We start from the raw sequence: 11,971 nt of genomic DNA, 5'->3' as shown, positions 1-11,971 counted from the left end.
GGGGCGCGGGATCAGGACGCCGAGTTGATCGGCTTGTCAGGATACCAAGCGTCCAGCAGCGGACTGACTTCGATTTTGGTCAGTTCGCTGCGACCTTTGAGCCAGGATTCGACGGTGGCGCGCTGCTCTTCGCTGACCGAGCCACGCTTGGCCAGGCAGACCAGACCGAAATCATCGCCGCCGACATAGTCCAGACCATTGGCATCCATGGCCTCTGCCAGGAAGGCGTCGAGGAAAGCGTCGATGGCTTCGTCGGACAGGTCTTCCTTGAAATCCAGGTTCAGTTCGAAACCCAGCTCCTGGAATTCATCCACGCACAGCTTCTTGCGCAGACGACGGGAACGGTTGGTAGCCATTGAAACAATCCTCTTGAGTAATTACGCGCGGCACTTTACCAGTTTCCGTCACGCAAAGGCGCTTTTGTCTTGAACATGCCCACAAACTGTACGCTTGGGGCATAATGCCGTCTTGATTTCGTCAAGGGGCCATCATCTTTTACAGCCCCGTTTTCTTTTCCCTCGTCCGCAGGGTCACCTATGATCAAGACGCTTCGCCCACTGTTTCTGGCCGGCCTGCTGCTCCCCATCGCCCTTCCCGTCTCGGCCGCCGCTGTCAACACCACCCTGCCGCCCAAGGTGCAGCAGGCCCTCAAGGCCAACAAGCTGCAGGACAACGCCTTGTCGCTGGTGATGCTCCCCCTCGACGGCCCCGGTAACCCGACCATCTTCAATGCCGACGTTTCGGTGAATCCGGCCTCGACCATGAAGCTGGTGACCACCTACGCAGCCCTGGAATTGCTCGGCCCCACCTTCCAGTGGAAGACCGAGTTCTATACCGATGGCACGTTGAGCAACGGCGTGCTCAACGGCAACCTGTACCTTAAAGGTGGCGGCGATCCCAAGCTGAACATGGAAAAACTCTGGCTGCTGATGCGCGACCTGCGTGCCAATGGCGTGCGCACCGTCACCGGCGACCTGGTACTCGACCGCAGCCACTTCGTCCAGCCCAACCTGCCACATTTCGACGATGACGGCGGCGATGTGAACAAGCCGTTCCTGGTCAAACCCGACTCGCTGCTGGTCAACCTCAAGGCCCTGCGCTTCGTGGCACGCAACGACGGTGGCAAGGTCGTGGTGTCGGTCGAGCCACCGATCGCCAGCATCCGCATCGACAATCAGGTCAAGCCGGTGGCGTCCAAGCAGTGCACCGGCGATGTGCGCTACAACCCGGTGGTGCAGCCAGACGGTGTCAGTGTCACGGTCAGCGGCCAACTCGGCGACGGCTGCAACTCACAGACTTACCTCGCTCTGCTCGACCACCCCGCCTACGCCGCCGGTGCGGTGCGCGCCATCTGGAACGAGCTGGGCGGCAGCATCCAGGGCCGCGATCGCATAGAAAACGTTCCCAAGAGTGCTCGTCTGCTGGCCAGGGCCTTCTCGCCAGACCTGGTCGAAGTGATCCGTGACATCAACAAGTACAGCAACAACACCATGGCCCAGCAGTTGTTCCTCAGCCTCGGCGCACAGTTCCGCACCGATGCCGACGGTGACGACGCCCGCGCCGCGCAGCGCGTGGTGCGCCAATGGCTGGCCAAGAAAGGTATCACGGCGCCGCATTTGGTGATGGAAAATGGCTCCGGCTTGTCGCGCGCCGAGCGGGTCAGCACCCGCGAGATGGCGGCGATGCTGCAAGCAGCCTGGAAAAGCCCCTACGCCGCCGAATTCATCAGCTCCATGCCGCTGGTGGGTATGGACGGCACCATGCGTAAACGCCTGAAACGCACCGCCATGACCGGGGAAGGCCACATCAAGACCGGTACGCTGAATACGGTTCGTGCCATCGCCGGTTTCAGCCGCGACAGCAATGGCCACACCTGGGCCGTCTCGGCCATCCTCAACGACCCTAAACCGTGGGGCGCCTCGCAGGTACTGGACCAGGTGCTGCTGGACCTGTACCGCCAGCCCTAGGGAAGGGCCGACGTCAGGCGAGAAACGCAGACGGGGCGGTGCGCCGAACAGGTCGGCACCCCGCCCCGTGGCGCTTCAGCGCAACTGCAGGCGCCAGGCCCGGTGGATGCGGTTGTTGCGAGCGAAGTCAGGATCCAGGGTCTGGGTGCTGATTTCCTCCACCGCATAACGCTCCAGCAGGTGCTCGTCGAGCTGGAACTTGCGGAAGTTGTTGGAGAAGTACAGCACACCACCCGGCGCCAGCCGGGCCATTGCCAAGTCTAGCAGGCGCACATGGTCGCGCTGCACGTCGAACACCCCTTCCATACGCTTGGAGTTGGAGAAAGTCGGTGGGTCGATGAAGATCAGGTCGTAGCTGTCCTGCGCACTTTCCAGCCAGGCCATGACATCGCTCTGCTCCAGACGGTTGCGCTCGGAAAAGCCATTGAGCGAAAGGTTGCGCCGCGCCCAATCCAGATAGGTCTTCGACAGGTCGACGCTGGTGGTGCTGCGCGCGCCGCCCTTGGCCGCATGCACGGTCGCGGTCGCGGTGTAGCAAAACAGGTTGAGGAAGCGCTTGCCGGCTGCCTCACGCTGAATGCGCAGACGAATGGGCCGGTGATCGAGAAACAGGCCTGTATCGAGGTAGTCGGTGAGGTTGACCAGCAACTTCACGCCGCCCTCATTAACCTCCTGGAAGCGCCCCTCCGTCGCCTGGCGCTCGTACTGACGGGTCCCGCCCTGGCGCTCGCGGCGCTTGAGTACGACCCGCTGCGGATCGATGCCCAACGCCTGGGGAATCGCTGCCAACGCGTCGAGCAGACGGCCCTGGGCTTTTTCCGGATCGACCGAACGTGGCGCTGCATATTCCTGCACATGCACCCAGTCTTGATACAGGTCGACCGCCAGCGCGTACTCAGGCATGTCGGCATCGTACAGACGGTAGCAGTCGACTTGCTCGCGCCGGGCCCACTTGCCCAGTTGCTTGAGATTCTTCTGCAGGCGATTGGCGAACATCTGCGCGCCTTCGGACAGACGCGCCGTTTCGGAGCTCAGCGCTGGCGAGGTGCGCGCGGCGTCGCCCGATTGTTCGGCCGGGCGGCGCTCGGAGGTGACGAACTGGTCGGGCTGGACCCTGAACAGCAGCAGCTTGCACGGCAGCGCGCCGTTCCAGAATGCGTATTGCTTGTGGCTGCGAATACCCATGCGCTTGCCCAGCTCAGGCGCGCCGGTGAATACGGCAGCCTCCCAGCCCAGACAGGCCTGGCGCAGGCGCTCACCCAGATTCTGATAGAGATACAGCAGGCTCGCTTCGTCGCCCAGGCGCTCGCCATACGGCGGGTTACTGATCACCAGGCCTTTCTGGTTCTGATCCGGCCGAGGCTCGAAGCTGGCCACCTCACCCTGATAGATCTTCACCCAGTCGCCCAGTCCGGCTCGCTCGACGTTGTTGCGCCCAGGCTGAATAAGCCGCGGATCGGCTTCATAGCCGCGAATCCACAGCGGTGGCTTGCCGAGCCCGGCCTCGGCGCGGGCCTGGGCCTCGTCATGCACTTTGCGCCACAGTGCCGGTACATGGCTCTGCCAGGCGCTGAAACCCCAGCGCTCACGCTTGAGGTTCGGCGCGATGTCGGCGGCGATCATCGCCGCCTCGACCAGGAAGGTACCGACACCGCACATGGGGTCGGCCAGCGCACCACCCTCAGCGGCAATACGTGGCCAGCCGGCGCGGATCAGCACGGCCGCCGCCAGGTTCTCCTTGAGCGGCGCTGCGCCTTGCTGCAAGCGATAGCCACGCTGGTGCAGGCTGTGACCGGAAAGGTCGATCGAAAGGATGGCCTCGCCGCGATCCAGGCGCAGGTGCACCCGCAGATCCGGGTCGATCTTGTCCACCGAAGGACGCTGCCCGTCGCGGTTGCGCAGTTTGTCGACGATGGCGTCCTTGACCTTGAGTGCGCCGAAGTGGGTGTTGTCGATGCCGGAGCCGTGGCCGCTGAACTCGACGGCCAGTGTGCCGTCAGCGGCCAGATGCTCCTGCCAGTCAACGGCATTGACACCATCGTACAGATCGTCAGCGTTCTTCATGGCGAAGCGCTTGACCACCAAGAGCACCCGGTTGGCCAGGCGCGACCAAAGACATAGACGATAGGCAGTTTCCATATCGGCCGCGCCCCGGATCGCCGAGGTGTGCTCCCGCACCTCGGCCAGGCCCAGCCCGCGGGCTTCTTCGGCTAGCAGGCCTTCCAGGCCTTTGGGACAGGTGAGATAGAGTTCGATTGAGTCCGACATGTGCAGTGCAGTGCCTCTGGCTGTGTGCTGGCAAGACGACGCATCGTCATTGCCTCTGTTTGCCCGAATACCTTTTCATCAGATATCCAGGTGGCGCCTCGATAACGAGACGCCGGGCCGCCCGTTCGTTCCCATCCGCCAAAGCGCGAGAGGAAATTTGATCGTCGGGCAGTATGAAAATTTCGTAGGACTCAGGCCACGCGTGACCCTTCGTCGCATTGCTGAATATTACGTCAGATCGCTGGCGCCAATGGCCAAATGATTTCAACCCCTGGCAAACCCCGACCAATGCGGGTCTTTCCTGAAACAAGGTTGAGTCGCATTTACTTACTTATCCTTTCATCGGCTGAAAGGTTACGTCCTTATGACAAATCGATCATTCACAGTGTGACTCGCATTGGTTAGAACTGACCACAGGTCGCCTTGCAACGGGGTGACACTTCCAGCTCGCCACGCCGGCAGCGAGCGCAAACCGGCAGAAAGACTCTGCCCGGCCTCAGAGAGGCCGACGGGACATTACAGTCAACAAGTGAGGGCAACACCCTATGAGAAGACTTAAGCGTGATCCGTTGGAAAGAGCATATTCACGTGGCTACCAGTATGGAGTCACCGGAAAATCCCGCGAACTTTGCCCCTTCAGCCTGCCTTCGGTTCGCCAGGCCTGGATCAACGGCTGGCGTGAGGGTCGCGGCGACAACTGGGACGGCATGACCGGCACTGCTGGTATCCACAGACTCAACGAAAATCACGCCGTTGGCTGAACGAGGTTACTGAATTCGATTCACCATGAACGTCCCACTCGGACGACGGGCTAGTGCCCAAGGGCCCCTTCACGGGGCCCATCTTTCATGGAAAGGCGCTTAGCGGGGCATTGCCGCAATGGCATCGACCGCCTCGCGAATCAGCGCAGGGCCTTTATAGATGAAGCCCGAATAGATCTGCACCAAGCTGGCTCCAGCGGCTATTTTCTGCGCTGCATGACGGCCCTCGGTGATGCCACCCGCAGCAATGATTGGCAACTTGCCGCCCAATTCGCCAGCCAGCACCTTGACGATATGTGTGCTCTTTTCCAGCACGGGTGCACCGGACAACCCTCCGGCCTCCCCCCCGAACGGCAACCCCTCCACCCCTTCCCGGCTGAGCGTGGTGTTGGTGGCAATCACCGCATCCATGCCCGACTCGATCAGCGCAGCGGCCACCAGTGCGGTTTCTTCATCGCTCATGTCTGGTGCGATCTTGATCGCCAACGGCACACGCTTGCCCTGCTCGGCCGCCAGTCGCTCACGACGCTCAGCCAATGCATCGAGCAGCTGCTTGAGTGAGTCGCCGAACTGCAGGGTGCGCAGGCCTGGGGTGTTGGGTGAGCTGACGTTGACGGTGATGTAGCTGGCGTGTGAGTAGACCTTCTCCAGGCAGATCAGGTAGTCGTCCTGGGCGCGCTCGACTGGCGTGTCAAAGTTCTTGCCGATGTTGATACCCAAAACACCCTCATAGCGCGCTGCACGCACCCGCGATAGCAGATGATCTACCCCCAGGTTGTTGAAACCCATGCGATTGATAATGGCTGTGGCTTCGGGCAGACGGAACAAACGCGGCTTTGGGTTACCTGGCTGAGGACGCGGGGTTACGGTACCGATTTCGACGAAGCCGAAGCCCAACTGCGCAAAACCATCGATAGCTGTGCCGTTCTTGTCCAGCCCTGCTGCCAACCCCACCGGGTTGGCGAAGTTCAAGCCCATGACGGTCACCGGCAGCGATGCCGGACGCTTGCACAGCACACCGTTGAGGCCAAGACGCCCTCCTGCACCGATCAGGTCCAGAGACAGGTCATGGGAGGATTCCGGGGAGAGCTTGAACAGCAACTGGCGGGCCAGGGTATACATGGGCGGGCAAAACTCGGGGATGAGTGAGTCGGCAATTATAGCTACCGGGTCGCCTGTGCAACAGGCCTTTGCAACGCTGCGCGGACCAAGAATCACAGGCAAAGAAAAACCCGGCCGAAGCCGGGTTTTTCAGGAAGCGTCAGACCAATTACTTGGCTTGGGCTTCTACTTGAGCTTCAACGCGACGGTTGATAGCGCGACCAGCTTCGGTGGCGTTGTCGGCAACCGGACGGGTCTCACCGTAGCCAACCGAGTCAACACGGTTGGATTCGATGCCGTACTGCTGGGTCAGAACTTGCTTGACAGCATTGGCGCGACGCTCGGACAGCTTCTGGTTGTAAGCGTCTGGACCTACGGAGTCAGTGTGACCTTCAACCACGGTGGTGGTTTGTGGGTACTGCTTCATGAAGTCAGCCAGGTTCTTGATGTCGCCGTAGCTGTTAGGCTTGACGACCGACTTGTCGAAGTCGAACTTCACGTCCAGCTCAACGCGGACGTTTTCAGCGGCAGCCGGGCAGCCGTCGGCGTCAACGGTGACGTTGGCCGGGGTGTCTGGGCACTTGTCGACGTTGTCGCAGACGCCGTCGTTGTCGCTGTCGGTGCAGACTTCAGCAACCGGAGCAGGTGCAGGCGCTGCGGTCTGCTTCGGGCTACCGCCGAAGTTCAGGCCAACACCAACGCTTGGTGCCCACTCGGTGTCACCTTTGTCGATGTTGTACTGGGCTTCAACGCCAGCACGGGCGTAGAACATGTCGGTGATGTACCACTTGGCACCGGCGCCGATGTTGGCGAAGGTGGAGTGGTCACGACCGCCACGGAAGCTCTGGCCGATCGACTGGTGGGAGAAACCGGCCGACACGTACGGACGGATGGCGTCGTACGGGTTGTTGAAGTGGTAAACGGCGTCAAGAGCGGTGTTCGAGCCCTTGATGTTCTTGCCGTCGTCGCCACGAGCGTTGTGAACTTCGTCGTAGCCCAGACGCAGCTCAACGTCGTCGGTCAGGAAGTAACCGATCGAACCGCCGAACAGGTTGCCGTCGTTTTTGTAGTCGCGCTGGCTGTCGAAGAACTCCTTCTTATAGAAGATCTCGGTTTCGACGGCGCCTTGGCCTTGTGCCATAGCGCCAATCGAGGTGGCGGCTACGAGCGAACCAATGGCCAAGCCCAAGGTGTTTTTCAATTTCATCCGTTAAATCCCCATCTAGTGATAGTTAAGCCGTCCCACCAATAGCCGCGGGACAACTCGACGGCAAGTCTAGCAGACCTTGCCGATTCGTTTGAGCCATTTGCGTAGGACTAAGTTTCAGTTGAGTCAGCAAATTTCTCACGAAGCTTGTCGAGCGCACGCTTATAGCGCATTTTCGTGGCGCTCAGGCCCATGTGCATGATGTCTGCGATCTCCTGGAACTCCAGTTCAGCCACGAAGCGCAGCACCAGAATCTCCCGATCAATCGGGTTCACATGCACCAGCCACTTATCCAAACCACCCTTTTCTTCCGCTTTCGGTGCCTTGTCCTCGGACGCCTCTTCAATGGGGTCCAGGCTCAAGGCATCCATCAATCGGCGCTTGCGTCGCTCCTTGCGGTACTGGGTGATGCATTCGTTGTACGTGATGCTGTACAGCCAAGTCTTGAACTTGGACTTGCCCTCGAAATTCTTCAGGCCGTACAGCACCTTCAGCATGACTTCCTGACAGACATCGTCGGCATCGCGGTCGTTCCCCAGATAACGCGAACAGACGTTGAACAGGGTCCGCTGGTAGCGCCGCATGAGTTCCTCATAGGCGCGGGTAACGTGGAACAATTCTTCATGCGAACGCGCTACCAGTTCCTCGTCAGTGAGGTCGCGGGGGTCGTAACGCATGGGCGGCGTGTGCACTGTATTCAAAACGGATCTGGCCGACAGTCAGGTCAATGTCGCCGCAAGGCCCGGAGGCGGATTTCAGCGGCGGCATACATTAACAGCTTTTGTGCCGTTAGCGGCTACTGACGCGCTGCTCGAGCAGTTCTCGGTTCGACAGCGACACCCATTCACCCTCATCGGTCATCAGTGTGGTCTTGACTGTTCCGATGGCCTCGATGTGGCCTTCGACCTCGCCAACACGCACGTGCTGGCCCACTTGGTAGAGTTCGCGTACATAAATGCCAGCCAGAATCTGCCCGGCGATTTCGCGGCTACCCAGGCCCATTGCCAGTGCAACGGCCAGACCAACGGTAATCAAGCCGATCACGATCACGTGGTTGAGCAGGTCGGTCTTGACCTCCAACTGGCTGATAGCCACCGAAATCGAGATGATGATGACCAGTCCCTGGGCAATGCGTCCGACGCCCGCCGCATACTCCAGCCCAATGCCTTCGGCCGCGCCGCGGACCAGGCCATTGACCAGTTGCGCCAGCAGCACCCCGGCCAGTAGCACCAGCGCCGCGCCGAAGACCTTCGGCAGGTAGAGGGCGAGCATGTCGAGGGTGGCCGATACCCGCTCGAGGCCGAGCGATTCGGCGGCCGACACCAGGAAAATCAGCAGGATGAACCAATAGACGATCTTGCCGATGAGGGTCGAGATCGGCACCTGAATACCGACTCGGCTGAGCATCTTGGTCAGGCCAGTGCCGCTCATCAGGCGGTCCAGACCGAACTTGGCGAGCAGTTTGGACAGCAAGGTGTCGAGCAGCTTGGCTACCACGAAGCCCAGCAGCACCACCACCAGCGCACCGAACAAGTTGGGGATGAAGTTCGCCACCTTGGTCCATAGTGCAGTCATGGCGGTAACCAGGCTCTGGGTCCAGAGATCGAGTTCCATATTCATTCGGCCTTATCAGCTTGCGGTCTGCCAGCGGCAGAGGTACGGCGCACCGGCGCCACATGCGCCGAGCCATTGTTGACAGCGATCAGCAGCGCCTGGCTCCAACGGCCCAGCAAGCTGAACAGATCGCCCGCGCCCACCTGGCGGTTGGCGGTCTTGAGCACCCGACCCAGGCAGGCATCGTCGTCGCGATCTTGGCCGGACGGCGACGCCTTGAGCAGGTGGCGCAGGGATTCTTCAAACGGATCGTGCATGGGCACCTCGCGTGATGTCAGTCAAAGACGAGGGCTCTGCTGCGCAGGTCACACCGAAAGGTGGTACGACTGTTTCAAAATGAGAGAGCAGTAGCATGGATCGCCTCACACCCAGCGCAAGCGCCTGAACAACCACCACTGCCCCACGGCCAGCGCCAGCACCACCAGGCAGGCCACCAGGAATCCATAGGGGTTGCTTGCCCCGGGGATGCCGCCGACGTTGATACCGAGCAGACCGGTGATGAAGCTCATGGGCAGGAAGATGCAGGTGATGATGCCGAAGCGGTACATGGTCCGGTTCATCAGTTCGCTGCGCCGCCGGTCCTCGCCCTCAAGCACCAGCGCCGCGCGCTCGCGGGCCAGTTCCAGTTCCTCCAGGTACCGAATCAGGCTGTTGTTGAGCTCGTTCCAATAGTCGGAATCGACTTCGGCGAACCAACTCCACTTATGCCGCGACAGCTGGGCATAGATGTCTCGCTGGGGCGCGAGAAAACGCCGCAGGCCAGCGGCACGGCGGCGGATCTGCTGGAGACTGCCTTGGGCTGGGCTATACCGCTCGTCGAATTCCACCTTCTCTTCTTCGAGATCGACTGCTTCCGACAAGTCGCTGACCAGCGCCTGGACCTTTTCCGTCAGCAACTCGCCCATCAGCAGCAGCAGCTCCGATGCCGACTTCGGTCCTCGGCCCTCGCCCAGTTGCTGCAGGATCTCGTCGCTGGCCCGCAGCGGCCGCAGGCGCAGCGAAATGATGCGCCGGGCTTCGGCGAAGATACGCACCGACACCATGTCTTCCGGCTCGGCCCCCGGATTGAGATTGACCCCGCGCAGAAACAACAACATCTGCTCATTGGCCAGCGGCAACAGGCGCGGACGGGTGTTTTCCTCCAGCAGCAGCTCGCAGGCAAACTCGCTCAGGCCGCTGTCGTGCAGCAGCCAGGTGCGGGTCTGCGGGTGACTACGATCCCAGTGCAACCAAAGGCTTTCATGATCCTGCAACTGCAGGCTGTCCAACTCGGTACGGGCGATCGCACGGGCGCCGCCCTTGCCGTCGAGCACCAGGGCATGCACCAGGCCCCACTGAGCGTTGTCTTCCTCGAACATCGATGCTCCATCAGCGCCCGCGGCGCGTCACTGCGGTTGGCTCAGCGGGCTGGGCGAGACGATCACGCCATTATTGTCGGCGTAGACGTATTCGCCGGGACGGAAGGTGACACCGGCGAAGGTGACCGGGACGTTCAGATCGCCGATACCGCGCTTGTCGGTCTTCATCGGATGGCTGGCCAGGGCCTGCACGCCGACGTTGGTCTGCGCCAAAACATCGACGTCACGCACGCATCCGTAGATCACCAGCCCTTCCCAACCGTGCTTGGCGGCTTTTTCGGCGAGCATGTCGCCGAGCAAGGCGCGGCGCAGCGAACCACCGCCGTCGACCACCAGCACTTTGCCTGTGCCGTCGAGCTCGACCTGCTCGCGGACCAGGGAATTGTCCTCGAAGCACTTGATGGTGACGATCTGCCCACCGAACGAGTCGCGGCCACCGAAGTTGCTGAACATCGGCTCGAGCACTTGGACCCGGTCTGCATAGGCATCGCACAGGTCGGGGGTTACGTAATGCTGCATGGGAAACTCCTGTCAGTCACAACGAAGGCGGGTGTCGGGCAAGGCTACACCCTCCGAGGCCGTGCAGTCATCCGGGACTGGGTAGTCAGTCGCCGCGGCATGTGGCGTGCTCTGCGCCTGCGCCAGCCAGCGCTCGACCTGCGGCCACACCTGGTCCTGAGCGGCTTTGCTCACCAGCATGTCCACATGCCCGAACGCCTCGAAGCCGTCCTCGCGTCCCAGGCGCAGGAATCGCTTGCGCGCATCGCCCCACTGTTCGAACAGCGCGCGGCAGGCCCACAGCGGATCCTGGGTATCGGCCACCGCTGCCACGGCCAATAGCGGTACTCGCACCTCGGCCAGCCCTGCCCACCAGTCACGGTCCTTGACCCCGAAGCGGCCGAACAGCCCCTGCCAGCGCAACCACTCCAAGGCCAGGCCGATCGGCTCGTCCTCCGGGCCACGCTTGAGCCTGGGCCCGGACAGTTGGGCAAAGCGCTTGAGCAGCAGGCGCGCGCCCCATACCACCGGCGGCAACTTCAGAGGCCAGTAGCGGCGAGTGACCTGGGTCCCGAACAGCGCCACGCTGGCCACGTTGTTCGGGTCCAAGTAGCCACCGCCCAGGGCGGCAACCAGCGTGGTGCCGCCCAGGGAATGCCCGACCCAGTGCGGCGCCTGCCCCGTCATCTCCTGTACGAACGTGCCGATCACCGGGAGATCGAAACGCGCGTAGTCGGCCACGCAGTTGGCGCGCCATTGACGATTGCGCGGCGACAGGCCATGGCCGCGCATCTCCGGGATCCACACGTCGAAGCCCGCCCGCGCCAGGAACGCCCCCAGGCCAATGCCTTTGGGGGAATACCAGAAACGGCGGTTGGAAAAGCTGCCATGCAGGAGGATCACCGGCACCGCTCGCTCAGTGGGCTGATCGGCCAGCCCCAGACGGGTCACGGCCAGCTCCACGCTGGGGTCCGGGCTGTTGCCGGCTTTTATTCGGTAGACGTCTTCGCTGAGGTCGCCACGGCGCTCGGCACTGAGCAGGGCCACGGGAAAAAGAGTACTGCTGCTTTGCATGAATTCACGGCAATGAGAAAGGAATACGGAATGGGCGGGCGCTGGCCACGCTGAACGTCGGCTCCAGCGTATTCGCGGGTAAATCGCTGCGGCGAACGGCCGCTCTCACTCGAAGAAGCGGCG

Annotated in this window: 12 protein-coding genes; 2 read left to right on the top strand and 10 right to left on the bottom strand. The window is 61.7% G+C overall.

Annotated elements, in window-relative coordinates; genetic code table 11:
• Positions 1-11: 11 nt before the first annotated feature.
• Positions 12-356 (bottom strand): YggL family protein, encoded by a 345-nt coding sequence (locus Q6A47_RS20725; RefSeq protein WP_029613883.1) that lies wholly within the window; start codon positions 354-356, stop codon positions 12-14.
• A gap of 180 nt (positions 357-536) precedes the next feature.
• Here Q6A47_RS20725 and dacB point away from each other — a divergent pair, with 180 nt between their 5' ends.
• Entirely contained in the window at positions 537-1,967 is a 1,431-nt protein-coding gene (dacB, locus tag Q6A47_RS20720) for a D-alanyl-D-alanine carboxypeptidase/D-alanyl-D-alanine endopeptidase (protein ID WP_037028091.1), read from the top strand.
• Positions 1,968-2,042: 75 nt separating this feature from the next.
• Here dacB and rlmKL read toward each other — a convergent pair whose 3' ends face one another.
• A complete protein-coding gene (gene rlmKL / locus Q6A47_RS20715; protein ID WP_304485247.1) occupies positions 2,043-4,235 on the bottom strand; it encodes a bifunctional 23S rRNA (guanine(2069)-N(7))-methyltransferase RlmK/23S rRNA (guanine(2445)-N(2))-methyltransferase RlmL in 2,193 nt (730 codons plus the stop codon).
• A 545-nt stretch (positions 4,236-4,780) separates the two neighbouring features.
• On the opposite strand from rlmKL, the gene rmf reads away from it, so the two are divergent.
• A complete protein-coding gene (gene rmf, locus Q6A47_RS20710) occupies positions 4,781-4,996 on the top strand; it encodes a ribosome modulation factor (RefSeq protein WP_080754714.1) in 216 nt (71 codons plus the stop codon).
• Between the two features lie 99 nt (positions 4,997-5,095).
• On the opposite strand, the gene Q6A47_RS20705 is transcribed toward rmf, so the two are convergent.
• The 8 genes from Q6A47_RS20705 to Q6A47_RS20670 all read right to left on the bottom strand — a co-directional run bounded on the left by Q6A47_RS20705 (position 5,096) and on the right by Q6A47_RS20670 (position 11,848).
• Positions 5,096-6,118 carry a quinone-dependent dihydroorotate dehydrogenase gene (locus Q6A47_RS20705; RefSeq protein ID WP_116887895.1) on the bottom strand — a complete coding sequence of 341 codons (1,023 nt, stop codon included), beginning with the start codon at positions 6,116-6,118 and terminating at the stop codon, positions 5,096-5,098.
• Between the two features lie 148 nt (positions 6,119-6,266).
• Entirely contained in the window at positions 6,267-7,304 is a 1,038-nt protein-coding gene (locus Q6A47_RS20700) for an OmpA family protein (RefSeq protein ID WP_039576502.1), read from the bottom strand.
• Positions 7,305-7,414: 110 nt separating this feature from the next.
• Positions 7,415-7,981, bottom strand: a complete 567-nt coding sequence (gene sigX, locus Q6A47_RS20695; RefSeq protein ID WP_037028127.1) for an RNA polymerase sigma factor SigX — start codon at positions 7,979-7,981, stop codon at positions 7,415-7,417.
• Between the two features lie 112 nt (positions 7,982-8,093).
• Entirely contained in the window at positions 8,094-8,918 is an 825-nt protein-coding gene (locus Q6A47_RS20690) for a mechanosensitive ion channel family protein (protein WP_029613988.1), read from the bottom strand.
• 2 nt (positions 8,919-8,920) lie between these two features.
• Positions 8,921-9,175, bottom strand: coding sequence for a hypothetical protein (locus Q6A47_RS20685; RefSeq protein ID WP_029613989.1), 255 nt, complete (start codon positions 9,173-9,175; stop codon positions 8,921-8,923).
• Between the two features lie 105 nt (positions 9,176-9,280).
• Positions 9,281-10,276 (bottom strand): divalent cation transporter CmaX, encoded by a 996-nt coding sequence (gene cmaX, locus Q6A47_RS20680; RefSeq protein WP_304485246.1) that lies wholly within the window; start codon positions 10,274-10,276, stop codon positions 9,281-9,283.
• 27 nt (positions 10,277-10,303) lie between these two features.
• Positions 10,304-10,795, bottom strand: a complete 492-nt coding sequence (gene rraA, locus Q6A47_RS20675; protein WP_029613991.1) for a ribonuclease E activity regulator RraA — start codon at positions 10,793-10,795, stop codon at positions 10,304-10,306.
• A 12-nt stretch (positions 10,796-10,807) separates the two neighbouring features.
• Entirely contained in the window at positions 10,808-11,848 is a 1,041-nt protein-coding gene (locus Q6A47_RS20670) for an alpha/beta fold hydrolase (protein WP_304485245.1), read from the bottom strand.
• Positions 11,849-11,971: the final 123 nt, after the last annotated feature.

Origin of the sequence: Pseudomonas boreofloridensis (assembly GCF_030580795.1) — a bacterium.
In the GTDB taxonomy this organism is placed as follows: Bacteria; Pseudomonadota; Gammaproteobacteria; order Pseudomonadales; family Pseudomonadaceae; genus Aquipseudomonas; species Aquipseudomonas boreofloridensis.
Note: the sequence above shows the minus strand (reverse complement) of the source record. Positions and strands in the feature narration are given on the sequence as shown.

What these genes read in the sequence shown, in the direction of transcription:
- Q6A47_RS20725 (WP_029613883.1), bottom strand. Translation starts at nt 356, where the DNA reads ATGGCTACCAACCGTTCCCGTCGTCTGCGCAAGAAGCTGTGCGTGGAT.
- dacB (WP_037028091.1), top strand. Translation starts at nt 537, where the DNA reads ATGATCAAGACGCTTCGCCCACTGTTTCTGGCCGGCCTGCTGCTCCCC.
- rlmKL (WP_304485247.1), bottom strand. Translation starts at nt 4,235, where the DNA reads ATGTCGGACTCAATCGAACTCTATCTCACCTGTCCCAAAGGCCTGGAA.
- rmf (WP_080754714.1), top strand. Translation starts at nt 4,781, where the DNA reads ATGAGAAGACTTAAGCGTGATCCGTTGGAAAGAGCATATTCACGTGGC.
- Q6A47_RS20705 (WP_116887895.1), bottom strand. Translation starts at nt 6,118, where the DNA reads ATGTATACCCTGGCCCGCCAGTTGCTGTTCAAGCTCTCCCCGGAATCC.
- Q6A47_RS20700 (WP_039576502.1), bottom strand. Translation starts at nt 7,304, where the DNA reads ATGAAATTGAAAAACACCTTGGGCTTGGCCATTGGTTCGCTCGTAGCC.
- sigX (WP_037028127.1), bottom strand. Translation starts at nt 7,981, where the DNA reads ATGCGTTACGACCCCCGCGACCTCACTGACGAGGAACTGGTAGCGCGT.
- Q6A47_RS20690 (WP_029613988.1), bottom strand. Translation starts at nt 8,918, where the DNA reads ATGGAACTCGATCTCTGGACCCAGAGCCTGGTTACCGCCATGACTGCA.
- Q6A47_RS20685 (WP_029613989.1), bottom strand. Translation starts at nt 9,175, where the DNA reads ATGCACGATCCGTTTGAAGAATCCCTGCGCCACCTGCTCAAGGCGTCG.
- cmaX (WP_304485246.1), bottom strand. Translation starts at nt 10,276, where the DNA reads ATGTTCGAGGAAGACAACGCTCAGTGGGGCCTGGTGCATGCCCTGGTG.
- rraA (WP_029613991.1), bottom strand. Translation starts at nt 10,795, where the DNA reads ATGCAGCATTACGTAACCCCCGACCTGTGCGATGCCTATGCAGACCGG.
- Q6A47_RS20670 (WP_304485245.1), bottom strand. Translation starts at nt 11,848, where the DNA reads ATGCAAAGCAGCAGTACTCTTTTTCCCGTGGCCCTGCTCAGTGCCGAG.